Below are 23,026 nucleotides of genomic sequence, written 5' to 3'. Positions count from 1 at the left end.
ATATTCATGCAGTTTTCAATCAAAAGAATTCTTCCTCATCTTTTAATTTTAGTAGGGTTTGTTATTGTTTCATTAGCATATTTTAACCCAGTTTTAAAAGGCAAAAAGATTTTTCAAAGTGATATTAAGCACTACATTGGAATGTCTCAACAGCAAAATGACTTTAGAGCAGCCACTGGAGAGGAAACCTACTGGACCAACAGTGCTTTTGGAGGTATGCCCACGTATCAGTTAGGTGCAAAATACCCTCATAATTATATTAAAAAACTAGACCTTTCACTACGTTTTTTACCACGACCAGCCGATTATTTATTTCTTTACTTTCTAGGGTTTTATGTGCTGTTACTTGTACTAAAAGTAGATTTTAAACTTGCTGCACTTGGTGCATTGGCCTTTGGTTTTTCTACCTATCTCATTATTATATTAGGTGTAGGACATAATAGTAAAGCGCATGCTATTGCCTATATGCCTTTAGTGCTTAGTGGTATTCTACTCACGTTCAGAAAACATTACATAGGTGGTTTTTTACTAACTACAGTGGCTATGGCTTTAGAGATATGTACTAACCATTTTCAAATGACTTATTATTTAATGCTGTTAGTTGTGGTTTTAGGAATAGCTTATTTAATAGACGCTTACCGAAAAAAGGTATTGCCACATTTTTTCAAATCGGTTGGAATGCTAGTTGTTGCAGTACTATTAGCTGTTGGGTTAAATGCCAGCAATATTATGGCGACCAAAGAGTATGTTAATGAAAGTACACGAGGAAAAAGTGAACTTACTATAAATCCTGATGGCTCTCCTAAAGCAGTGACTACTGGATTGGATAAAGATTATATTACAGAATATAGCTATGGTATAGCGGAAAGTCTTAATTTGTTTATTCCGAGGCTTTTTGGTGGTGGAAGTCATGAAGATGTTGGTGTCGACTCTGAAACATTTAAATTTTATAGAAATATTGGAGCGTCGCCTGTTGAAGCCACTCGCGAAGTAAAAACTACACCTACTTATTGGGGAGCACAAACCATTGTTGAAGCACCAGCGTATGTTGGAGCAGTAGTTATTTTCTTGTTTGTATTTGCTTTGTTTTTGGTTAAAGGCAGACTCAAATGGTGGCTAGTTGGCGGTACTGTACTATCATTATTGCTGTCTTACGGAAAGCATTTAGGGTTTTTAACCGATTTCTTTATAGACTTTGTACCTATGTACAACAAGTTTAGAGCAGTAAGTTCTATTCAGGTAATTTTAGAACTCTGCATACCTGTATTGGCTATTTTTGGTTTGGTACGTTTATTCAATGATTTTGAAAGCAAAGATGAAAAGCTAAAAGCGTTAAAATATTCCGCGATAATTACAGGAGGACTTGCAATTTTATTCTTGCTTATAAAATCGTCATTCGATTTTGTTGGTGTAAACGATGGGTATTACAGACAAGCCTATGGCGAGTATGGACAAAGCTTTGTTGATGCACTAAGAGCAGACAGACAAACCTTCTTTACACAAGACACATTAAGAACTTTGCTTTTAGTAGTGCTTGCAGCAGCAACAATTTTTGGATTCTTAAAACAAAAGTTATCAGAAGGAAAAGTGATTATTGTATTTGCTGCTTTAATTTTATTTGATTTGGTTGGTGTAGACAGACGCTACGTTAATAACGATAATTTTGTGTCTGCAATTCAAGTTGAAAAACCTTATAAAGCTAATGCTGCTGATAAAGAGATATTAAAGGACAAGACACATTTTAGAGTTTTAGATTTATCTAGTGAAGGCTCTAGAAATCCAGGGAAAGCTGCTTATTTTCATAACTCATTAAGTGGTTATCATGCTGCAAAACTTGGACGATTTGATGAACTGTATGATTTTCATATTTCAAAAAACAATATGGAAGTCATTAATATGTTGAATACCAAATATTTTATTGGAGAAGACGACAAGGGTAATGTATTTCCTTATAACAATGAAGAAGCCAATGGAAATGCTTGGTTTGTTTCGTCATTACAACAGGTTAGTTCTGCTAATGAAGAAATAGTTGCTTTAGACAGTTTAAATACTAAAACAAAAGCGATTACATCAATGCCATTGGAGTCTAGAACCTATACTTTAGACTCTTTATCTACAATTAAATTAGTAGCACATCAACCAAACTATTTAAAGTACGAATCTAACAACAGTAACGATGGTTTTGCTGTGTTTTCTGAAGTGTATTATGGCCATGGTTGGGTAGCAACAATTGATGGAACCGAAGCACCTATTCAGCGTGTTAATTATGTATTGAGAGGACTTGAAATTCCTAAAGGAAACCATACTATTGAGTTTAAATTTGAGCCTCAAGTAGTAAAAACAGGAAGTACTATTGCATTGTCTAGTTCAATTATACTAGCATTATTGCTTCTAGGAGGCCTATTGTATTCGTTTAAAAAAGACCAAGCTAGTGCGTAAAAAAGCACTTATAATAACATACTATTGGCCACCTGCAGGAGGACCAGGTGTACAGCGTTGGTTGAAATTTGTAAAATACTTACCAGAATTTGGAGTAGACCCTGTTGTTTATTGTCCTGAGAATCCTAGTTATCCAATTACAGACTTGCAGTTGGAAGATGAAGTGTCTAATACTGTAACTGTTTTAAAGCAACCTATAAACGAACCTTATAAGTTTGCTAATTTACTTTCAAAAAAGAGTTCTAAAACGATAAGTTCAGGCATTATTCCGAAGAAAAAAAAGCAATCTCTTATTGAGCGTTTATTATTGTATGTAAGAGGAAATTTCTTTATTCCTGATGCGAGAAAAGGTTGGGTAAAACCTTCGGTAGCTTATCTTTCAGAATATATAAAAAAAGAAAGTATTGAAACGATTATCACTACTGGACCACCACATAGTTTACACCTTATAGGTTTGCAGTTAAAAGCGCAATTGAATGTAAAATGGATAGCCGATTTTAGAGACCCTTGGACAACTATAGGTTACCATAAAGATTTAAAACTCACCAAAAGCTCTAGACAAAAACACGAATTGTTAGAGCAGAATGTTTTACAATCTGCCAACCAAATTATAGTTACGAGCACAGTTACAAAACAAGAGTTTGCGCTTAAAACCCAACAACCTATAACTGTTATTACCAATGGTTACGACACATATGCTATTGAACGACCAGAGAAGGACCAACGTTTTACAATAGCTCATATTGGCTCATTACTTTCTGAACGTAACCCAACTCAATTATGGGACGCATTACGTGAGTTGATAGCTGAAAACGAAGCTTTTAAAACTGCGTTTCAGTTGAACTTGATAGGTGTTGTGAGCGATGATGTGTTACAGACATTATCACATTACCAACTAGATGATTATGTAAATGTTGTTGGTTATGTCAACCATGAGGAAGCGATGCAGTTTCAAATGCAATCGCAAGTGTTGTTGTTAATTGAAATAGACTCACAAGTAAGTAAAGCTATTATTCCTGGGAAGTTGTTTGAATATATGGTTTCCAATACGCCAATACTAGCTATAGGACCACAAGAGTCTGATGTTGAAGACATCATTAAAACTACAAATACAGGACATTATTTTTATTACAATGAAAAGCAGCAGATAAAATCTCAAATTTTATTGTATTTTAATGCCTATAAAACCAATTCGCTGAAAACGCAACCTATAGGATTGCAAAAGTACAGTAGAAGGGAACTAACAAAAACTCTAGCGCAACTTGTATAAATGGGAATTGTAGTTAAACAATCCTTTAAAAACACTATTAGTACCTATTTGGGGTTTGGTATAGGAGCAATTAATACATTGTTTCTATACACTAATTTTATTACAGATGAGTACTATGGTTTAATTGCCTTTGTGCTATCTACAGCAAATATTATGATGCCTCTAATGGCTTTTGGAGTTCATAATACACTTATAAAGTTCTATTCTACATTTAAAACCAAAAATTCACTTAACAGCTTTTTAACCTTAATGCTTATACTACCCATGTTTGTAGTAGTTCCTGTAGCATTGATTGGCTATTTTGGTTATGATGTTATAAGTGATTTGTTATCACAAAGAAATGGTATTGTAAAAGACTATGTGTGGCATATTATTATTGCTGCTATTTCTATGGGTTATTTTGAAGTGTTTTTTGCATGGGCAAAAACCCAAATGCAGACTGTTTTTGGCAACTTTATGAAAGAGGTGTTTCATAGAATTGGGATAATGGTACTGCTGTTTTGTGTGTATTTGGGATATCTTAATGTACACGAGTTTATCAATGCAATTATTATAGTATATGTATTGCGTATGGTTATAATGAAACTCTACGCATTTATTATTCGTTGGCCAGTACTTAAGTTTAATAGAATAGAGAGCTTTAGGGCTATTATTAAATACTCATCGCTTATTATACTTGCTGGTTCGGTAGCGACACTTATTTTAGATATAGATAAGTTTATGCTTGGACAGTATATTGATATAGAGGAAGTCGCTTACTATAGTGTTGCAATTTATATCGCATCGGTAATTTCGGTTCCGCAACGGTCTATGCATCAAATATTAATGCCTATTACTGCTAATTATTTAAATGAAAAAAATAAGGTTGCTTTAAAGGATTTGTATCAACGCTCGTCACTTAGCCTTTTTATTATTAGTGGATTGATATTTTTACTGATTGTGCTTAATATTAATCAGTTGTATTTAATTATCCCTGAAGAATTTAGTTATGGACTAACCGTTGTGTTTTTAATAAGCTTAGCAAAACTCTACGACACGCTTTTAGGAAACAATAATGCTATTTTATTCAATAGCGATTATTATAGAGTGGTACTACTTTTTGGAGTGTTACTTACGGTATTGATAGTTATTTTAAATATGGTATTTATTCCGTTATTAGGAATTGATGGAGCAGCAGTTGCAACTTTTATAGCTATTTTTATTTACAATACAGCTAAAATTTACTTTGTAAACCGAAAGTTTAAAATGCTTCCTTTTACAAAAGATTCATTAAAAGTAGGAGTATTGATTTTAGTAAGTGTTGCTGTGTTTTATTTTTGGGAATTTCCTTTTCATCCTATAGTTAATATAGCATTTAAGTCTTTATTGATAGGGTGTGTGTATGTCTTTGCAGTGTATAAGATGAATGTCTCTAAAGACATTACAGGAATACTAAAAAAGTACTTACCAATTAAATAGTTTTTGCTGTGTTGCTAGCCTAAAACGGGAAAATCCCACAAGGTGCTTTGAGGCATACGACTTGCAGGACTTTCCAACTAACCAACCAAAAAATTATGTATCGTTATATTATCTTCTAGATCTTGTACTGTTTTGTGAACTTCTAGATTTAGTCGCATTTGACGACTTTGTTCTGTTATTTTGAGTTACACGCTGAGTACTTTTGTTTTGTCTTGTATTATATTTACGTATTTGAGACGTATTTGGTTTTCTTACCGTTGAATTTTTTTTAGTGTTCACTTTATTAGACACAGTAGTTCTTGTTTTGGTCACATTTCTTTTGGTAGTAACCGAACTATTTTTAGGCCTATTAGTATTAACTGTAGCTCTAGGCGATGTGTTTGTTCTATTAGTAGAACTTGATACTCTAGGAGTGGTAGTTCTTGTTCTAGTAGGAGCTGTTACAGCACTATTATTACGTCTTGTGGTATTGCTTCTATCTACAGAAGTACTTCTTCTAGGTGTAGCATCTTGTCTATATCTATCACTTATACGTGTTTGTTGTGCGTTTGAACGTCTTCCGTTGTTAGCTACAGTATTACGACGACTGTTTATGTTAACAGGCTGACGGTAATTGTTTCTGTATGGTCTGTAATAGTGATGTCTAATAGGAGTGTAATACTGTCTATAAGGTCTAGTGTTTACAATACAGAAGTTTACTGAAGGTACAGCATAATATCTGTGCCATGGACGGTACACATAGTATCTATTATAAACGTTTATAAACCCTGTGTAGTGAGAAAATACTCTGTTACGATAGTGAATGTATAAACCACCTACACGAGCAACACGTCCAAAACTGTTATAGTGAATGTTTACATTTCCTGCTCTTGTAATTCTTCCGTAGAAGTCATAATAAATAGGTGTGTTTTCTATTTGAACAATAGCACCAAAATCGTCATATTGTACATAAGGGTTGTAATCATAACCAGTGTTAAAGCTTATGGATACATTAGGAGTACTAAAGCCAACATTTACGTTTGGACCATAATTAGGGATGTAAAAGTCAAACTGACCATCAGGAAATACCGAAAATTCAATACCATTCTCTACAAATATGAAAGAGTTGCCATAACCATTAGCATAAGTGTTAAAAGTATTTACTGAATTTGTGCTGGTGGTTGTTGCGTTTACAGATACGCTTCCTAAGAGTATTGCTGTAAAAAAATAAATAATTCGTTTCATAATTGTAAGGGTTTTAATTATACAACTAATAGTAAACAAACAGCGTGCCAAAAAACCGAAACAATATTTAATGTATTGATTTTGAGTAGTTTGTATTTATTTGGATTTTTTGTAGGAAAAACCGCGTTTTACATGGACTATCCATGGACTAGCTATGGAGTAGCTATGACCTAGGTATAGAGAAGCCATTTGTGAGTGGTTTTTAAGGAAAATATAACTACAATTTACTATCTTTCAATTGTAACAAGTATATCAAAAGTTGATATTTGATTAAGTTTTATAAGCATGAAATATAGAAGATTATCTAAATACTGTTTATTTTATCTTTTATTTATAGTACAAACATTAGCAGTATCACAAACCAATCCTTTTACTGATTTAGTTTATGATACTGTTGTTGCTTATGAATTTAAAGGTGATGGAGAAACTTTGATAGATTATTGTCTTAAAAATGCTAAAGAGAGAATAAACAAAGAATCCGTTTTAAGCTCCGAACAAGTGAAAGATTTTGAGACTATTATAACCAGTAAAACAGCTTATGGTAGTACAACAGCCTTTTGTTTTGATCCTCATTTTGCAGTTGTTTATTTTTTAAAAGGAAAACCTGTTGAGACAATTGATGTTTGTCTTAGTTGTAATTACTTAGTGTCAAGGACTGAAATACCTTCAACAACATTAAAGTATATAAAAATATCAGATGATTATTCTTATCCAGCTAATGGTTTTAGTTCAGCTGCTAGAAAACAAATTTATCAGTTTATAAAGGATTTAGGATTTACAAAATATTTACAACCTTTGAACTCAATATATGATAATCAACCATGATTCATATCTTTAAGTTAATGTAAGTGCAATTTACTATCTTTCCATACCAAAATTAACACATTCAGTACTATGAGTATTACCACACCAGAACACGATGAACGTATTGCAAAAATGACTTTTGCATCGGTATATCCACATTATGTTACTAAAGTTGAGAAAAAGAATCGTACCAAAGCCGAGTTACACCAAGTTATAGAGTGGTTAACAGGATTTGACGACAATAAGTTGCAACAACTTATAGACGATAAGGTAACTTTTAAAACGTTTTTTGAGCAAGCAACCATTCACCCAAATGCACACTTAATTAAGGGTGTAATATGTGGTTACAGGATAGAAGATATTACTACCACGTTAACCCAACAGACTAGATATTTAGATAAGTTGGTTGATGAGTTAGCAAAAGGTAGAAAAATGGAAAAGATACTTAGAGAAGGATAAGCTTTTTATAGTTAGTATTGATGCTCTATAAAAAAGACAATCCCGAAGTACTTGGGGATGTACAACGGGATTATCAATTAACTAACCAATCAAAAAAATCTATTTATACTTTTATTTTAATCTTTTTTTGTTTTTTCACTTCACTTCCTTGTCTGTAGTAATAGTAATCATCAGCATCATCAAAATCACTATAGTAACCATATCCAAAATCACCTGAAGTGTTGTTACTGTATACATAACCTGAATTGCTATGGTTTACTACGCCAGAAGCATGAACAATTTCTCCCCAAGCGTTGTAGTTTACACGTAAACCACCAACTTGTTTTAATCTTCCATTACCTCTTTGGTAACTCATATATACAGTTCCAGCTCTTTTAATTCTGCCTTGTCTGTCATAATTTAAGTACACATTACCAATTCTTCTAATTTTACCATCACTATCATGTTGAATAAATACGCCTTGATTAGATCTTGGAGTAGAATAGTGTACTCTACTAACAGTACCAGGGGCTCCATAAGTAACGTTTACCGAGCTTCTATGAGTAGTTGTTGATCTGTAGTACACATTACCTGTTTGGTAGGTGTTTTCAATATTAGTATTGAAATCGAAACTTCCGTCAGGAAAAATCATAAACTCTACACCACGCTCTACAAACATTATTGGTTGTGCATAACGATAGCGTGTATTGTTTAAACCTTCACCTTGTGCTGTTGCTGTTGCAGATGTTAAACCTAGTAACATCGATGCTAATATGAATACAAATTTTTTCATAATAATAGGGTTTTAGATTATGCCTACTCATTTAGCTTTTCGGCTTACGCTATTTGTTATGTTAGTTTTCAATTTGCGTGCCAAAAATGTAAGTATTTCATTATTAATGCGTTATTAGTTGTTAAGAACGTTTGTGAAAAACACTTTACATGAGCGTTCAATTTTTTTTATACTTTTATATAGCCAATCAATTATTATGGGAAAAACTCAGGTTAACTGTCCAAATTGCGAAAAGCAATTTGAAGAAGGGTTTCAATTTTGTCCGCACTGTGGGCAAAAAGCAAAAGACGACCTTACTCTTGGTGTGTTGTTTTACAACACTATTAGCAACTACTTTTCTTTTGATGCTCGTTTTTTTAAGAGCTTTATTCCCTTAATGATACAACCAGGTTATTTGGCTAGACGTTTTGTAGAAGGAAAACGCTTGTTGTATTTGCATCCAGCTCAGATGTATCTGTTTATATCGGTAGTATTTTTCTTTTTATTCTCTTTTATTGCAAGACAAACTACGCAAAGCGTTGATGAGGCTATGAAACGCGAACTAGAGCGTTCAAAAACGGTTATAGACTCTTTGAGAAATAAACCTTTAGATTCGGCTCAAATAGCTCAAATAATGCAGCCTCTTGAGGCAAATAAAGAGAAACTAGGATTAAAAGATAAAGAGTTTAAAGAGCTTGATTCTATTATAAAACAAGAAGCTACTAAGGAATCTAAAATGAATACTAATTTTAGTTTTAGCCGAAGTGAGATTGATTCTTTAATTGATGCAGGAGCAAGTGAGGATGAGATCTATAAGGCTATGGGAATGGATGACGATGATGGCTATTTTACCAGAAGACTATACGCACAAGCCTTAAAGTTTTTTAAGAATAGGAGTGGAGGTTCAATATTGCAAGCGTTTTATGATAATATCCCAATAGCAATGTTTATACTCTTGCCAATATTTGCATTTATTTTAAAGTTGTTATACTATAGAAAAGGACGTTTTGCACATCATTTGGTGTTTAGCTTTTATTTCTTTTCGTTTTTGTTTACAGTTTTTAGCGTGCTTATGTTGTGTAATTTTATTTGGGATAATTTTCCAGGTTGGATTATGACATTGGTTATGCTATCAACTTTCTTTTACCTCTTTATAGCTGTAAAACGATTTTATGGACAAGGTTGGTTTTTAAGCTTCTTTAAAAGTAGTGTGGCAACCTTTGTGTTTTTAATGTTTGTAATACCATTTGCTGCTGGTATTATGGCACTTATGGCGTTGTTGACTTATTGAGCATTGTGTGTTTTTGCATGCCATATTGGGATGTTTAAAAAATCACTTAAGATATGTGCATCGTTGATTATGGATTTTAGATTTCCGTGATCCACTACATTTTTTCTAGAATAGTCATTTAATACTAGATTAAGCTCAAAACTTCCATAAGAACCATCATCACTAGTTATGCGTTCTCCAATGATTTGAATAGCTATAATTGATTTTAAAGGAATTTGTTTTTTTGAAGTGTTTTTATCTCTATTAAAATCAACTTTATAAGCTTTATAGTAAAGACCAAGTTGTTTATCGAAAACCCTAGGCATATAAGACCAATACGTTAGTATTACTCCAGCTGCAGCAAAGATAGTTCCTATTAATAGCATAAACCAACTTACTGGTTTTACCGTTGAAAAAACACCAATAATATTAAGTAGGCAAGCTATTGTAATTATAAGTCCAATACTGAGAAACAAAATAGGAAATGCAGCTCCACCTACTGAAGGTTGATAGGCATATTTTGAAGACGATTTTTTTACTAAAGAGTGTGTTTTAAAATTCGCACCTCCAGGTTTTAAAGGTGTGACAGCTATATTAACGTTTTTTGGAGTATTTGTAGAAAAATCAATAGACTCAATAGAATGAAGTTCATCCTTATTGTTGTCTATGTTTTCTGAGAGCTTCACAACTATAGTTTTTCCTTTAAGTAGCTACCAGTAACCGAGTTTTTATCAGCTACAATGTCTTCGGGAGTACCATGCGCTACAAGATGACCTCCTTGTTCGCCACCATCTGGACCTAAATCAATAATGTAATCGGCACATTTGATAAGCTCTAAATTATGTTCAATAACAATTATAGAATGTCCTTTGGCAATTAAAGCTTGAAAAGAGGTTAGTAGTTTTTGAATATCATGAAAATGTAAACCTGTTGTAGGTTCATCAAAAATAAATAGTGCATTATCACTTTTACTTCCTTTGCCTAAAAACGATGCTAGTTTAATACGTTGAGCTTCACCACCAGATAAGGTTGAAGAACTTTGACCTAAAGTAACGTACCCTAAACCAACATCTTGAAGCGGTTGTAACTTGCCTTGAATTTTAGATTGGTCATGCTTGCTAAAAAACGCAATAGCATCATCAATAGTAAGGTTTAAGATGTCATCAATAGTCTTATCTTCAAAGGTAACTTCAAGTACTTCTTTTTTAAAGCGTTTACCATTACAAGTTTCGCAAGTAAGATGAACATCTGCCATAAACTGCATTTCTATGGTTACTTCACCTTCGCCTTTACAAGTTTCGCAACGTCCACCATCCACATTAAACGAAAAATGTTTTGCTTGGTAGTTTCTTATTTTGCTCAGCTTTTGATTAGCAAATAAAGCTCTTATGTCGTCATAAGCTTTAATATAAGTTACAGGGTTTGAGCGCGAAGAACGACCTATTGGATTTTGGTCAACAAACTCAACATGCTTTATATTACTAAAGTTGCCTTTTATTTCAGTAAACTGTCCAGGTTTATCGCCAAAATCAGTTAGTTTTTTCTGTATGGCAGGAAACAGTATTTTTTTAACCAAAGTACTCTTTCCACTTCCAGATACTCCAGTAATAACGGTTAACATTTCCAAAGGAAACGTAACGTCAATGTTTTTTAAGTTGTTTTCGCGAGCTCCAATAACATCAATATGATATTTTGAAGTGCGCCTTTTTTTAGGAACTTCAATAGATAGATTTCCATTAAGGTATTTAGCAGTTAACGAATCTGAAGCTAAAATAGTGTCATAGCTACCAGTTGCTACAACATGTCCTCCAAAAGTACCAGCTTCAGGACCAATATCTATAATTTCATCAGCAGCTTGCATAATGTCTTCGTCATGCTCAACAACAATTACTGTATTGCCTAAATCGCGTAAGGCTTCTAAAACTTTAATTAGTTTTTGAGTGTCTTTAGGATGTAAGCCAATACTAGGTTCATCTAAAATATACATTGAGCCTACTAAACTGCTTCCTAGTGAAGTCGCTAGGTTAATACGTTGACTTTCACCACCAGATAAGGTGTTTGAACGACGGTTAAGCGTTAAATAATCTAAGCCAACATTTGATAAAAACGACAAACGATTATTGATTTCTTTTAATAGTCTGCTAGCGATTTGAGTGTCATAATCATTTAACTCTAGCTCTTTAAAAAACTGAGTGAGTTTTTTAAGAGGCATTTCAACCAAATCAGTTATTGTGGTTTGTCCAACTTTTACATAGTTAGCTTCAGGACGTAAGCGTTTTCCTTTACAAGCACTACATTTTGTTTTTCCTCTGTAACGCGAAAGCATTACTCGATTTTGAATTTTATAAGCTTTAGCTTCAAGTTCCTCAAAGAAACTGTTTAATCCTTCAAAATACTCGTTACCATCCCAAATGAGTTGTTTTTGCTCATTAGACAGTTCAAAATAGGGTTTGTGTATTGGGAAATCGAATTTATGCGAATTATTGACCAGCATATCTCTATACCAACTCATGCTTTCTCCACGCCAAGCGAAAATTGCATTTTCGTAAACCGACAAACTAGTATTTGGGATGACTAAGTCTTCATCAATTCCTATAATATCTCCATAACCCTCACATTTAGGACAAGCTCCATACGGATTGTTAAAACTAAAAAGATGAACATTAGGCTCTAAAAAAGACATGCCATCTAGTTCGAACTTATTATTGAAAGCATGTAGTTTTTTTGTTGAAAGCGATTCAATAATACAAGCGCCTTTTCCTTCAAAAAAAGCAGTTTCGATGGCATCAGCAAGTCGGTTGTAAAAATCCTCTTCGTGTTTAACCACAATTCTATCCACCACTAAAAAGACGTCTTTGGCTAGTTTTTTATCGATAGCATCATCTATACGCAATACATCATCACCAGATTTTATTCTAGCATACCCTTGTTGAAGTAGCACTTTAAGTTTATCTGCCATAGTACGTCCTTCTTCTAAAATAATAGGAGCAAGGAGTAATAGTTTTTCTTTCTCTTCAAATTGTTTTACCAACTCTAGTACATCTTTAGTGGTGTGTTTTTTTACCAATTCACCAGAAATAGGAGAGTAGGTTTTACCAATTCGCGCAAAAAGAAGTTTTAAGTAGTCGTAAATTTCGGTAGTTGTACCTACAGTAGAGCGTGGGTTTGTTGAGTTTACTTTTTGCTCAATAGCAATAGCAGGAGCAATACCTTTAATGAAATCTACTTTTGGTTTATTTAATCGTCCTAAAAACTGACGCGCGTAACTAGATAAGCTTTCAACGTAACGACGCTGACCTTCAGCATAAAGCGTGTCGAATGCTAAACTTGATTTACCAGAACCTGATAAACCAGTTATAACCACAAGCTTGTTTCTTGGTATAACAACATCAATATTTTTTAAATTATGAAGTTTAGCACCTTTTATGATGATATTTTGCTTTTGATTAACTTCAGAAATATTAACGCTCATATTGAAAATTATGCTTTAGAATTCGCAAAGATACTACAACTATCTCAGCCTTGAAAATGGATTTTTGCTGATTAAAATGTTAAATTTTAGTCTGTTTTTTTGGAATTTCGGAATGATTGTTGTTATATTTGAGACATAAACAGTTAAAAACCATTTGCCTATAGCGTAACATTACTTTAGAAATTAACCCCAAGCTAAGAAGTAAATTCTTTGCCCTTAAAGTAATGATTATGAAACACGAACTTATCACTGACGCTGTTTTAGTAAAAAACTACATTCAAGGAGACGAAAGCGCTCTTTCGGTTTTAATCCACAGACACAAACAAAAGATTTACAGTTTTATCTATTCAAAAGTATTTGATAAAGATATTACTGAAGATATTTTCCAAGACACTTTTATTAAGGTTATTAAAACGCTTAAGCTTGGAAAATACAATGAAGAAGGTAAATTTTTACCTTGGGTTATGCGTATTGCGCATAATTTAGTTATTGATCATTTTAGAAAAAGCAACAGAATGCCAAAGTTTGATAACTCTGGTGAGTTCAGTATTTTTTCGGTATTAGGAGATTCTGCCTTAAATGCTGAAAAACAGCTTATCAAAGAACAGGTAGAATGTGATTTAAGACGACTTATTGAAGAGTTGCCAGACGACCAAAAAGACGTTTTAGTAATGCGTATGTATAAGGATATGAGTTTTAAAGAAATAAGTGATAGTACTGGTGTTAGCATCAATACAGCTTTGGGTAGAATGCGTTATGCATTGATTAATTTGAGGAAGGTAATCGAAAAAAATAATATAGTTTTAACAAATTGATATAATAAATAGAGTTTTACTGCGTTATTGAAATTGTACTAACTTAAAATTCCGATAATGGCAAAACTTTACTCTAATTATCCTCAAACAAAAAACAACCTGAACCCTAAAAAAGAAACTGTAGATTTTCTTTTAAATTACTCTAAGGCTTTAAGTGTTATACATTGTAATAAATTGAAGTTTGAAGCACTTCTAAATTAAATTTTGAAAAGTCCTGATCGGTTAGTCGTCAGGACTTTTTTGATTTGTAATAGTCTTTTATTACAGATGCCCTACCAATAGTTTTGGTGATGATGTCTTTTTCTAAATTCCAACCTCTAGCAGGAGAGTATTCTCTACCATACCAAATGATTTGCAAATGAAGATCATTCCATAATTCTTCAGGAAATAATCGTTTTGCATCTTTTTCGGTTTGTACAACATTTTTACCATTACTAAAACCCCAACGATACATTAATCGATGTATGTGTGTATCTACAGGAAAAGCAGGAATACCAAACGCTTGCGATAATACAACTGCTGCAGTTTTATGTCCAACAGCAGGGAGTTTTTCTAGGTCTTCGTAGGTTTGAGGAACTTCTCCGTTGTGTTCCTCAATAAGTATTTTTGAAAGCCCATGTATACCTTTACTTTTCATAGGTGATAGTCCAACAGGCTTAATAATTTCACGAATTTCTTCAACCGTAAGTTTTATCATGTCATAAGGGTTATCAGCTTTTTCAAAAAGTAAAGGTGTAATTTGATTTACCCTAACATCTGTACTTTGTGCAGACATAAGTACAGCTATTAACAATGTATAAGGGTCTTTATGGTCTAAAGGAATAGGAATGGTTGGATAAATAGATTTTAAGGTATTTATAACAAAATCTACCTTTTCTTGCTTAGTCATTAATTGTATTTTTACATAAAATTCAAAGTTAATAAATATGACTAAATTAAAAGCAGGAGATAAAGCTCCAGATTTTACAGCAAAAGACGAACAAGGAAACACAGTATCGCTTTCAGACTATAAAGGAAAAAAGCTTGTAATTTTCTTTTATCCTAAAGCCAATACACCTACTTGTACTGTAGAAGCTTGTAATTTAAGAGATAATTACAGTGAGCTTACTGATAAAGGCTACGAAATTTTAGGTGTGAGTGCTGATACTGAAAAACGACAAACTAACTTTAAAAATAAGTTTAGTTTTCCTTATCCATTATTAGCAGACGTTGATAAAGAAGTAATTAATGCGTTTGGTGTTTGGGGACCAAAAAAGTTCATGGGACGAACATTTGATGGTATCCATAGAGCAACTTTTGTTATTAATGAAGATGGTATCATCGAAAAAGTTATAGATAAGGTTAAGGCTAAAATACATTCAGAGCAAATATTGGAATAGCAATATTTTTCACAAAAAATACATAGGTTATTTAAGAAAATGTTAAAAATTAGATCAAAAAGTTTATTTTAGCTGTATAACTAACTAATACTTTAGATTATGATAAAGAACTTTTTAACAATTATTTTTTTAGTAACATGTTGTTTAGGAGCATATGCTCAAGAAGAACAACCAGAAGAAGAAACTGTAGATCCTTATGAATTTAGAGCTGCATTTAGTGTAGGAGGTACTGTAGGCGGAGACTATGCTAATGAAGTTTTCTCAACCAATGCAGCGTTTGACGTTACGTATTTGTACAATTTAACTAAGGATTTAAAAGTAGGAGGAACGCTTGGAGCAATGTATGCATTTCAAAACAACTCTAGCAACACTCTTATAAAAGAAGGTGACGGGAAGTTTGTATCGTTTGCAGGAACGTTTAGATTTCATACTGATAATGATAAGTTTCACATAGGTGGAGACGCAGGTTATGCTTATGGATTAGATGAAGGCGGTTTCTTATATAGACTTAGGCTTGGTATGCAAGTTTCAAAATGTTCAGGTATTGTAGCTTCATACACAGAAGTTATGGATACCTACAGTTATTCTGCAGTTAATATAGGATATGAGTTTACATTTTAAGTAAAGCTTACCCTCTTAACCATAAATAAAAAAAGCGACCATTTGGTCGCTTTTTTTATTCTTTATGAAATATTTCTTCCGATTCACATCCGAAGAGGCTTTTTTCTTTAATTAATTTAGAAACACCTTCAGGTAGCATAGTTTCCCATCCATCTTCCCCTTTGGCAATCATTTTAAGTACTTTTCTTGAGAAAATAGCTAAAGTAGAAGGGTCAAAATCGGTAATGTCTACTACTTTTCCGTTGTATTTGAAGAACTTGTAAAGTTCTTTCATTCTAGGATGTACTTTAAGATTTTCACTATTAGTTAGTGTACCATCTTCATTTTGCATTGGATATAAGTAAACTCTTAAATCTTTAAAGAATAACTTACCAAAAGCTTCTAGAATACCTCCACTTAAGTGTCTGTAGTACTTTTCATCAAAAATATCTACTAAGTTGTTGACACCCATTGATAAGCCCATTCTGTTTTTAGAGTATTGAGAAAAATATTCAACAAGTTTATAATACTCCTGAAAGTTTGAGATAAGAACTGTTTGCCCTAAAGAACATAATAGTTTTGCTCTATCCATGAAATCTTGCTCATCAATTTCACCTTCAGCACGAAGGTTGGATAAGGTAATTTCAAAGATGACTTGAGTTTTATCGACATCAACTTTATTTTCTTTAATGAACATGTCATAAGACTTTTGAAACATGTCCATATTTACTTTGGTTACAGGTCTAAAACTACCACGTAACGCTAGTATATTCTTTTTATATAAAACCCTTGCTGGTAATACGTTGTTTCCGTCAGGAGCAAACATTACGGCATCAGTCATACCGTTTTTAACTAGTTGTAAGCTCATTAAACGGTTATCAATGTCTTTAAACACAGGTCCAGAGAAGTTAATCGTATCGATTTCTAACTGGTCTTTATCTAAATGGTCGTATAAGTAACGCAATAATTTTTTAGGTTCATTGTACTTATAAAACGCACCATAAATTAAATTTGTACCTAAAACCCCAAGAGTTTCTTGTTGTAAACGCGCATCAGTTTCTTTAAACCTAATATGAATAATGATGTCGTTATACTCTTGGTCTGGTTCTATTTGGTATTTAATACCTACCCAACCATGTCCTTTATAGTTTTTAGCAAAATCTATTGTAGCAACAGTATTTGCATAAGAGAAAAACAATTTATTAGGATGTTTGTCTCTAGGTAGTCTTTTTTCAATTAAGTTAACCTCATGATTTAGCATTTTTCTTAAACGCGCTTCAGTAACATAACGTTTGTCATCTTCTATACCATAAATAGCGTCGCTAAAATCCTTGTCATAAGCAGACATTGCTTTTGCAATTGTACCCGAAGCACCACCAGCTCTAAAAAACTGACGTACAGTTTCTTGTCCAGCTCCAATTTCGGCAAAAGTACCGTAGATATTTTCATTAAGGTTAATTCGAAGTGCCTTAGTTTTTAACGAAGGTACGTCATCAAATTCTCTGTCTCCCTTTAAGGTTATTTCCATCTTTTAAATCCGGGTTTTAGTATTGCACAAAGGTATTAAAATAGCATGGTAAACAAAAAAATAACATTATTTTTGTTTCAAACTTCTAGAATTGAAAATAACATTTTTGGGTACAGGCACATCGCAAGGAATTCCAGTTATAGGAAGCACACACCCAGTATGTTTAAGTGATAATCCAAAAGATAAGCGACTTAGAGTTTCTGTGTTAATTGAATGGGACAATTATGCTTACGTTATTGATTGTGGTCCTGATTTTAGACAGCAAATGCTTACTACTAATTGTAATAAAATTGATGGTATTTTATTTACTCATGAACATGCAGATCATACAGCAGGATTGGACGATATTAGACCTTTTAATTTTAGGCAAGGTGACATGCCTATTTATGCTCATAAAAGAGTTGTAAAAGCTTTGCAACAGCGATTTGCGTATGTTTTTGAAACTAAAAATAAATATCCAGGAGCTCCTGGAGTTGATATACGCGAGATTGAGAATACACCTTTTAAATTAGGAGATACTACTGTAGTACCAATAAACCTAATGCATGGTAACTTGCAGGTGTTTGGGTTTAGAGTTAATGATTTTGCTTATTTAACAGACATGAAAACCATTGAAGAAGCGGAAATGGAAAAATTAAAGCATTTAAAAGTTTTGGTTATAAATGCCTTAAGAGAAGAATCTCACCACTCACATTTAAATTTAGAGGAAGCCTTAGCATTTATTGACAAAGTAAAACCTGAAAAAGCATACCTTACTCACATTAGTCATTTATTAGGTTTTCATGATGAAGTTGAACAAAAATTGCCAAAACATGTATTTTTGGCTTATGATAATCTACAAATAACACTTTAAAATTATGAAGAGCAGAATATTTATGTACTTGTTTATTTTTTCAGTACTACTAATCATTTTTCAGTATGTAAACTCAAAGAATATACTTGATGTTTATGAAAAGGATATAAATATCTTGAAGGAAAAGGTTGATAAATACGAAGCTGAAATATCAAGCTTAACAGAAAAAAATTCTGAACTCATGCATTTTAATATCGACAACGATGATGATGCACTTACCTATTTTGAAGATAGAGGTTATGATACTGAAACCTTAATTCCGTTTATAAAAGATGAATTGTATAAGTTAAACGTTTATGAAGGTGATGACCATCCAATTGTACCTTATGCATCAATGACAGACTCTAAAATGTCAATAAACACAGTAAAAGTGCTTAACCATAAATGGATTTTAGCCGATTTTACTGATGGAAAACATTGGGGACAAATGTTCTTAACCTATGAAATTGTCGGTCAGGAAGAACTTAAGTTTAAGCTAGTAGAATATTTTTTATACAGACCTAGTTACTAAAGCTTGTCGTTTAACCAAGTTCTAAACTCATAAAAATTTTGTGGTGCAACACCATGGCCTACAGGAAATTCAGAGTACTTGTGTTTAATGTTTAAAGCCTCTAAAAACTTAGGTGTTTTTCTTGCCCATTCAACAGGAATAACTTGATCTACACTACCATGAGAGCAGTAAAAATCTAGTTTGGTGTAATCATTAGGGTTTAAGTTTTCAGGCAAAATATCTTCACTTACATAACCGCTAAGTGCTATAATATTATTTACCTTGTTAGGGTAGGTAAGTGCAACAGCGTAGCTTAAAATACTTCCTTGACTAAAACCTAATAATGTAACACTGTCCTTGTTTACAGGGTAAGTATCGCAAGCCTCATCAATGAACTGAGCAATTAAATCTCTTGATGCAGTAGCTTGTTCATTGTCGTTCCATTTGTTGTGTTCAGCATCAAAATTAATAGCATACCAAGCATTGCCAAAAGGTTGCATTGGGTATGGAGCTCTCAAGGAAATGATAAACAATTCTTCAGGAAGTTCAGATGCAAATGAAAACAAATCGTTTTCGTCACTACCATAACCATGAAGCATGATTAATAGTGGAGCATTTTCTTTTATAGAAGAAGGTCTTGTGATGTGGTGTATACTTAATTCAGCCATTAGTTGTTAGTTAATTTTTCTAAACCAATCTTGAAACAATTCACCAACTACAGGAATTGGCTTTTTTTCTCCTGTAAAGGCATTGTATAAACCATATAGCCAGCAAACAAAAGTGATAATCCATAAAACCGTACCAAACCAGCTATTTATATATTTTTCTGAAACGTTAGAAACCAATAGCATTATAATGAGTCCTAACATTTGCCTTATATGGAAAAACGTAAACGGATTGCGTTTTTCTAAATTCATAATAATGGCTATAATTAAACCTATAAAGGTCATGTAGCTTACTATAGCTAAGGTTTTTCCTTCTTTTATAATATTTTCTGTCATTATTTTAAAACAAGTTGGTTGTTAGCGTAAATACCGTAAACAATTCCTTTTAAGTCATGGTTTTCAAAGCAACTGTTTTTGGAGCTTGAAACTATATTATCTTTTGTAAACGTATAACTTTGGTTTGGGTTAAAAAGTGTGATGTTTGCTTTTTCGCCTTGTTGTATTGAGCTGGATTGCAGATCAAAACGTTCTTTTCCTTTTGTAAGTAAGTCTATAGTTTTCTTAAGTGTGAAAATAGTTTGTAACGCACCAAAAGCACTTTCTAAACCTATTGTACCATACATTGCGTGGTCAAACTCAACTTTTTTGTGTTCAATATCAATAGGGTTATGGTCACTAGTAACCATATCAATTGTACCATCTTTTACGCCTTCTATTAATGCATCTATATCAGATTGCGAACGTAATGGAGGTAACACTTTATAATTGGTGTTGAAATTCACCAAATCTTTATCTGTTAGTATCAGGTTGTGTATAGCTACACTACAGGTAACATTAAGCTTTTTCTGTTTTGCAGCTCGTATAAGCTCAACAGATTTTGCTGTTGAAATTGTTGGAATATGAAGTTTTCCTTCGGTGTATTCTAAGATAAACAAATCTCTTGCTATTTGCAGTTCTTCAGCTAAGGAAGGGTTTCCTTTAAGTCCTAAAGACGTACTTGTGACATGTTCGTGCATGACACCAAGACCAGAAATTTTTGATTCTTGTGGAAAAGACATCACTAAACCATCAAAATTGCTAGTATACTGAAGCGCAATCTTTATAAGGTTAGGATTGCTTATGGGTTTTTGGTAGTCATAAAAGGCTACAGCTCCAGCGCTTTTCATGTCAAACAGTTCAGCTAAATCAACACCTTTACTTTCTTTGGTTAAAGCACCTAAAGGATGTAAGTCTACAGCATTTCCATTGGCTTTTGCTTTTAAAAACGAAACATCAGCATTAGTATCAATTACTGGATGTGTATTAGAATTTAATACAACAGATGTAAATCCTGATAATGCAGCAGTTTTTAAGCCGTTTTCAATGGTTTCGCGTTCTTCATAACCTGGTTCTCCAAAACTCACACTACTATCAAACCAACCTTTTGAAACATGAAGATTGTCTAGCTTAATTTCTTTGTAGTTTTTTGGATTGCTAATACGTTTTGAAATCTGCGAAATGACTCCTTTTTCAATTAAAATATCAACAGTTTGATTGTGAAAATCGCTTTTTGGGTCAACTATTGTCGCAGATTTTAGGAGTACGTTCATTTAAAATATTTTAAGATGAGCATTTCAATGATTAAAAAAGCTAATGCAAAAATAACAAACCATTTCCATAGCTCATTAACATTTGTAGCACTTTTTATGTCGTTAATTGCCGAAGCGACACTTTTAGTTACGTTTAAACCTTCAATGGTTTCTAAATCATGATAGTATAAATCACTTTCAGTTCTATTGTAATTAAAACTTAATTGTTTTAATACTTCATTCTTGTTCATTACAGGGATAATACCAGCTTTTTCAGGATATTCATTAGTAATTAACTCCACTTTATTGGTAAAGGTTTGTTGTAAAGGAATACTAGCGTTGTTTTCGTTTCCTAGTTTTAATATATCGTCTTGTTGTAGCTTGGTGTTTATGTCTATTTTATTTTCCTTTCCAATAGTGTAGTATAATTGAGACAGTTTAAGACTTTGCTTCCCAATATTATATAACACAGGAACAATTAAAGGCGAATTTTTGAAGTTTGAATTGTCTTCATTTAAAGCCGCTGTAAAAGTGTATAGATTTTCGTTTTGGCTTAAAAAAGGAGTATTGTCTTCAAAGTTTAAAACCGAAGCACCACTAGGTCCTGAAAACACATATCTTTTATTAGTTTTTGGATATTGAAAATTGCTGATTTTTTTATCAAAAACATTAGTCAATAAAGGATGTGAAAACTGAATAGAAGTTATCTTTTTCTCCTCAGGAGTTGTAGCATTGAATGTTGAAATGTTGTAATTTATAAATAATTGATTATAAGAACTTAATTCAGAATTGCCTGAAGGAATAATTAATAGTGCTCCACCATCATCAGTAAATGCTTTTAAAGCAGTTGTTAGCGAATTTGGAATGTTTTTTATCTCGTTTAAAACAATTAAATTTTGAGATGAAATGGTATTGTAATCTAGCTCGTTTAGCTTGTATGATGTGTAGCTAAATTCATCATCAGTATATATCTTTTTTAAGAAGGTGTCATCAGCTTCATTTATGGATAATACCTTTATAGTTTCACTTTTATCTAAGTTAAAAAACAAGGTGTTGTCATAAGTTAAACCAGCATCTTCAATACTTAGTTTACCATTAAACATTTGATTAAAAGGAAGTGTGAAAACCACAGAGCTATTTTCAGTACTACTTACTGAACTTTTAGCTACTAAATTGTCGTCATTGTATAATGATACAGGTAAGTTATCAATAGGATTGCCAGAGTTTTTTATGGTAACGCTCAACTCAATGTTTTCAGCATTAGCTTTTGAAATATAAGCACTATCAATAGCTACATTGTAGTTGTTAACAGGTTTTAGCTGTACTAATTTTAACTGTATAGAAGAATCGGTAACTGTGTTGAATGCGTTATTGTGCTGTTGAAAATCGGAAATCAGCACCAAATTTTTAAGCGTACTTTTATCTTTAGAAAAGGCATTTTTTCCTTTTAATAGTGCAGCATCATAAGTAATTTGATTTGGCGAATTTGATAGTTGAATCAATTCGTTCTTTATAGCTTTAACGGTTGTGTTGGGTTTGTAACTGTTATTAGTAAAAAACGTAATCTTTTCGTTTTCGTCAATATGTTCAATAATATCTTGTATAGCACTGTTTAAAAGCGTTCCGTTACTTCCTTTGGCTTGCATGCTAAACGAATTGTCTAAGTAAATTACCGTTTCGCTTTTGGTTTTATAACTACTAGATTTAGAAATGTAAGGTTGTGCAAATGCAATTATAGCACAAGCTAAAAGTAGTAAACGAGTAAGTAGTGTTAACCACTTTTTTAGTTGGGAACTTTTACGAGTTTGTAAAGTGATGTTTTTTAAAAACTGAACATTTGTAAATTCAACCTTTTTAAATCTACGTAGCTGAAATAAATGAACAATTATAGGAATGATAAGCAGGAGTAAGGCGTAAAGAAGTTCTGGGTGTTTAAACTGCATTCCTATTGATTAATTGTACTAGCTTTCAAATATAGAAA

At 32.7% G+C, this 23,026-nt stretch carries 22 protein-coding genes; 12 read left to right on the top strand and 10 right to left on the bottom strand.

Annotated features, from left to right (window positions below; genetic code table 11):
• Positions 1-6: 6 nt before the first annotated feature.
• The 3 genes from DMZ43_RS06780 to DMZ43_RS06770 are packed head-to-tail and all read left to right on the top strand — an operon-like array spanning position 7 to position 5,167.
• Positions 7-2,439 (top strand): YfhO family protein, encoded by a 2,433-nt coding sequence (locus DMZ43_RS06780; RefSeq protein WP_131506852.1) that lies wholly within the window; start codon positions 7-9, stop codon positions 2,437-2,439.
• Complete coding sequence (locus DMZ43_RS06775; RefSeq protein WP_238155789.1) at positions 2,432-3,709, top strand: glycosyl transferase family 1; 1,278 nt, start codon at positions 2,432-2,434, stop codon at positions 3,707-3,709. Before DMZ43_RS06780 ends, DMZ43_RS06775 begins: the two co-directional genes overlap by 8 nt.
• The gene (locus DMZ43_RS06770; protein WP_131506848.1) at positions 3,710-5,167 is read left to right on the top strand and encodes an oligosaccharide flippase family protein; all 1,458 of its coding nucleotides are present in this window, start codon (positions 3,710-3,712) and stop codon (positions 5,165-5,167) included.
• Between the two features lie 108 nt (positions 5,168-5,275).
• On the opposite strand, the gene DMZ43_RS06765 is transcribed toward DMZ43_RS06770, so the two are convergent.
• Entirely contained in the window at positions 5,276-6,391 is a 1,116-nt protein-coding gene (locus tag DMZ43_RS06765; protein WP_131506846.1) for a hypothetical protein, read from the bottom strand.
• Positions 6,392-6,676: 285 nt separating this feature from the next.
• On the opposite strand from DMZ43_RS06765, the gene DMZ43_RS06760 reads away from it, so the two are divergent.
• Positions 6,677-7,216, top strand: a complete 540-nt coding sequence (locus tag DMZ43_RS06760) for a hypothetical protein (protein ID WP_131506844.1) — start codon at positions 6,677-6,679, stop codon at positions 7,214-7,216.
• A 69-nt stretch (positions 7,217-7,285) separates the two neighbouring features.
• Positions 7,286-7,654 (top strand): DUF2200 domain-containing protein, encoded by a 369-nt coding sequence (locus DMZ43_RS06755; RefSeq protein ID WP_129760171.1) that lies wholly within the window; start codon positions 7,286-7,288, stop codon positions 7,652-7,654.
• A gap of 103 nt (positions 7,655-7,757) precedes the next feature.
• On the opposite strand, the gene DMZ43_RS06750 is transcribed toward DMZ43_RS06755, so the two are convergent.
• Positions 7,758-8,426 (bottom strand): hypothetical protein, encoded by a 669-nt coding sequence (locus DMZ43_RS06750; RefSeq protein ID WP_131506842.1) that lies wholly within the window; start codon positions 8,424-8,426, stop codon positions 7,758-7,760.
• A gap of 196 nt (positions 8,427-8,622) precedes the next feature.
• On the opposite strand from DMZ43_RS06750, the gene DMZ43_RS06745 reads away from it, so the two are divergent.
• Positions 8,623-9,696, top strand: a complete 1,074-nt coding sequence (locus tag DMZ43_RS06745) for a DUF3667 domain-containing protein (RefSeq protein WP_131506840.1) — start codon at positions 8,623-8,625, stop codon at positions 9,694-9,696.
• On the opposite strand, the gene DMZ43_RS06740 is transcribed toward DMZ43_RS06745, so the two are convergent.
• On the bottom strand, positions 9,690-10,361 hold the full coding sequence (locus DMZ43_RS06740) for a hypothetical protein (protein WP_131506839.1): 672 nt from the start codon (positions 10,359-10,361) through the stop codon (positions 9,690-9,692). The genes DMZ43_RS06745 and DMZ43_RS06740 overlap by 7 nt on opposite strands.
• 2 nt (positions 10,362-10,363) lie before the next feature.
• Positions 10,364-13,147: an excinuclease ABC subunit UvrA gene (gene uvrA, locus DMZ43_RS06735; RefSeq protein WP_131506837.1), complete on the bottom strand. Its 2,784-nt coding sequence runs from the start codon at positions 13,145-13,147 to the stop codon at positions 10,364-10,366.
• Between the two features lie 230 nt (positions 13,148-13,377).
• Between uvrA and DMZ43_RS06730 the strand changes: the two genes are divergently transcribed.
• Both DMZ43_RS06730 and DMZ43_RS14940 read left to right on the top strand, forming a co-directional pair.
• Positions 13,378-13,962, top strand: coding sequence for an RNA polymerase sigma factor (locus DMZ43_RS06730; RefSeq protein WP_129760166.1), 585 nt, complete (start codon positions 13,378-13,380; stop codon positions 13,960-13,962).
• 57 nt (positions 13,963-14,019) lie between these two features.
• Entirely contained in the window at positions 14,020-14,163 is a 144-nt protein-coding gene (locus DMZ43_RS14940) for a hypothetical protein (protein WP_165353683.1), read from the top strand.
• A 28-nt stretch (positions 14,164-14,191) separates the two neighbouring features.
• On the opposite strand, the gene nth is transcribed toward DMZ43_RS14940, so the two are convergent.
• Positions 14,192-14,851, bottom strand: a complete 660-nt coding sequence (nth, locus tag DMZ43_RS06725) for an endonuclease III (protein WP_129760165.1) — start codon at positions 14,849-14,851, stop codon at positions 14,192-14,194.
• A 37-nt stretch (positions 14,852-14,888) separates the two neighbouring features.
• Between nth and bcp the strand changes: the two genes are divergently transcribed.
• Both bcp and DMZ43_RS06715 read left to right on the top strand, forming a co-directional pair.
• Positions 14,889-15,341 carry a thioredoxin-dependent thiol peroxidase gene (bcp, locus tag DMZ43_RS06720; protein WP_131506834.1) on the top strand — a complete coding sequence of 151 codons (453 nt, stop codon included), beginning with the start codon at positions 14,889-14,891 and terminating at the stop codon, positions 15,339-15,341.
• A 99-nt stretch (positions 15,342-15,440) separates the two neighbouring features.
• Complete coding sequence (locus DMZ43_RS06715; RefSeq protein ID WP_131506833.1) at positions 15,441-15,962, top strand: hypothetical protein; 522 nt, start codon at positions 15,441-15,443, stop codon at positions 15,960-15,962.
• A 55-nt stretch (positions 15,963-16,017) separates the two neighbouring features.
• On the opposite strand, the gene DMZ43_RS06710 is transcribed toward DMZ43_RS06715, so the two are convergent.
• The gene (locus DMZ43_RS06710) at positions 16,018-17,469 is read right to left on the bottom strand and encodes a TonB-dependent receptor (RefSeq protein WP_129760162.1); all 1,452 of its coding nucleotides are present in this window, start codon (positions 17,467-17,469) and stop codon (positions 16,018-16,020) included.
• A gap of 91 nt (positions 17,470-17,560) precedes the next feature.
• Between DMZ43_RS06710 and DMZ43_RS06705 the strand changes: the two genes are divergently transcribed.
• Both DMZ43_RS06705 and DMZ43_RS06700 read left to right on the top strand, forming a co-directional pair.
• Positions 17,561-18,322, top strand: coding sequence for an MBL fold metallo-hydrolase (locus DMZ43_RS06705; protein ID WP_131506831.1), 762 nt, complete (start codon positions 17,561-17,563; stop codon positions 18,320-18,322).
• A 4-nt stretch (positions 18,323-18,326) separates the two neighbouring features.
• On the top strand, positions 18,327-18,833 hold the full coding sequence (locus tag DMZ43_RS06700) for a hydrolase (protein WP_238155788.1): 507 nt from the start codon (positions 18,327-18,329) through the stop codon (positions 18,831-18,833).
• Here DMZ43_RS06700 and DMZ43_RS06695 read toward each other — a convergent pair.
• Genes DMZ43_RS06695 through DMZ43_RS06680 form a run of 4 tightly spaced genes read right to left on the bottom strand, consistent with a single transcriptional unit; the run spans position 18,830 to position 22,988 of the window.
• A complete protein-coding gene (locus DMZ43_RS06695; protein WP_131506830.1) occupies positions 18,830-19,480 on the bottom strand; it encodes an alpha/beta hydrolase in 651 nt (216 codons plus the stop codon). The two genes, DMZ43_RS06700 and DMZ43_RS06695, sit on opposite strands and share 4 nt — an antisense overlap.
• Positions 19,481-19,486: 6 nt before the next feature.
• Positions 19,487-19,813, bottom strand: coding sequence for a DUF4870 domain-containing protein (locus tag DMZ43_RS06690; protein ID WP_129760159.1), 327 nt, complete (start codon positions 19,811-19,813; stop codon positions 19,487-19,489).
• The gene (locus DMZ43_RS06685) at positions 19,813-21,066 is read right to left on the bottom strand and encodes a dihydroorotase family protein (RefSeq protein ID WP_131506828.1); all 1,254 of its coding nucleotides are present in this window, start codon (positions 21,064-21,066) and stop codon (positions 19,813-19,815) included. The genes DMZ43_RS06690 and DMZ43_RS06685 overlap by 1 nt, the downstream gene beginning before the upstream one ends.
• Positions 21,063-22,988: a BatA and WFA domain-containing protein gene (locus DMZ43_RS06680; protein ID WP_131506826.1), complete on the bottom strand. Its 1,926-nt coding sequence runs from the start codon at positions 22,986-22,988 to the stop codon at positions 21,063-21,065. Before DMZ43_RS06680 ends, DMZ43_RS06685 begins: the two co-directional genes overlap by 4 nt.
• Between the last annotated feature and the right edge of the window lie 38 nt (positions 22,989-23,026).

The sequence above is a fragment of the Meridianimaribacter sp. CL38 genome (assembly GCF_004328055.1).
Classification (GTDB): domain Bacteria; phylum Bacteroidota; class Bacteroidia; order Flavobacteriales; family Flavobacteriaceae; genus Gaetbulibacter_B; species Gaetbulibacter_B jejuensis.
Note: the sequence above shows the minus strand (reverse complement) of the source record. Positions and strands in the feature narration are given on the sequence as shown.

Bases quoted from the DNA above. Each gene is read 5' to 3' on its own strand.
- DMZ43_RS06780 (WP_131506852.1), top strand. From the start codon at position 7: ATGCAGTTTTCAATCAAAAGAATTCTTCCTCATCTTTTAATTTTAGTA.
- DMZ43_RS06770 (WP_131506848.1), top strand. From the start codon at position 3,710: ATGGGAATTGTAGTTAAACAATCCTTTAAAAACACTATTAGTACCTAT.
- DMZ43_RS06765 (WP_131506846.1), bottom strand. From the start codon at position 6,391: ATGAAACGAATTATTTATTTTTTTACAGCAATACTCTTAGGAAGCGTA.
- DMZ43_RS06760 (WP_131506844.1), top strand. From the start codon at position 6,677: ATGAAATATAGAAGATTATCTAAATACTGTTTATTTTATCTTTTATTT.
- DMZ43_RS06755 (WP_129760171.1), top strand. From the start codon at position 7,286: ATGAGTATTACCACACCAGAACACGATGAACGTATTGCAAAAATGACT.
- DMZ43_RS06750 (WP_131506842.1), bottom strand. From the start codon at position 8,426: ATGAAAAAATTTGTATTCATATTAGCATCGATGTTACTAGGTTTAACA.
- DMZ43_RS06745 (WP_131506840.1), top strand. From the start codon at position 8,623: ATGGGAAAAACTCAGGTTAACTGTCCAAATTGCGAAAAGCAATTTGAA.
- uvrA (WP_131506837.1), bottom strand. From the start codon at position 13,147: ATGAGCGTTAATATTTCTGAAGTTAATCAAAAGCAAAATATCATCATA.
- DMZ43_RS06730 (WP_129760166.1), top strand. From the start codon at position 13,378: ATGAAACACGAACTTATCACTGACGCTGTTTTAGTAAAAAACTACATT.
- DMZ43_RS14940 (WP_165353683.1), top strand. From the start codon at position 14,020: ATGGCAAAACTTTACTCTAATTATCCTCAAACAAAAAACAACCTGAAC.
- nth (WP_129760165.1), bottom strand. From the start codon at position 14,851: ATGACTAAGCAAGAAAAGGTAGATTTTGTTATAAATACCTTAAAATCT.
- bcp (WP_131506834.1), top strand. From the start codon at position 14,889: ATGACTAAATTAAAAGCAGGAGATAAAGCTCCAGATTTTACAGCAAAA.
- DMZ43_RS06715 (WP_131506833.1), top strand. From the start codon at position 15,441: ATGATAAAGAACTTTTTAACAATTATTTTTTTAGTAACATGTTGTTTA.
- DMZ43_RS06710 (WP_129760162.1), bottom strand. From the start codon at position 17,469: ATGGAAATAACCTTAAAGGGAGACAGAGAATTTGATGACGTACCTTCG.
- DMZ43_RS06700 (WP_238155788.1), top strand. From the start codon at position 18,327: ATGAAGAGCAGAATATTTATGTACTTGTTTATTTTTTCAGTACTACTA.
- DMZ43_RS06695 (WP_131506830.1), bottom strand. From the start codon at position 19,480: ATGGCTGAATTAAGTATACACCACATCACAAGACCTTCTTCTATAAAA.
- DMZ43_RS06690 (WP_129760159.1), bottom strand. From the start codon at position 19,813: ATGACAGAAAATATTATAAAAGAAGGAAAAACCTTAGCTATAGTAAGC.
- DMZ43_RS06685 (WP_131506828.1), bottom strand. From the start codon at position 21,066: ATGAACGTACTCCTAAAATCTGCGACAATAGTTGACCCAAAAAGCGAT.
- DMZ43_RS06680 (WP_131506826.1), bottom strand. From the start codon at position 22,988: ATGCAGTTTAAACACCCAGAACTTCTTTACGCCTTACTCCTGCTTATC.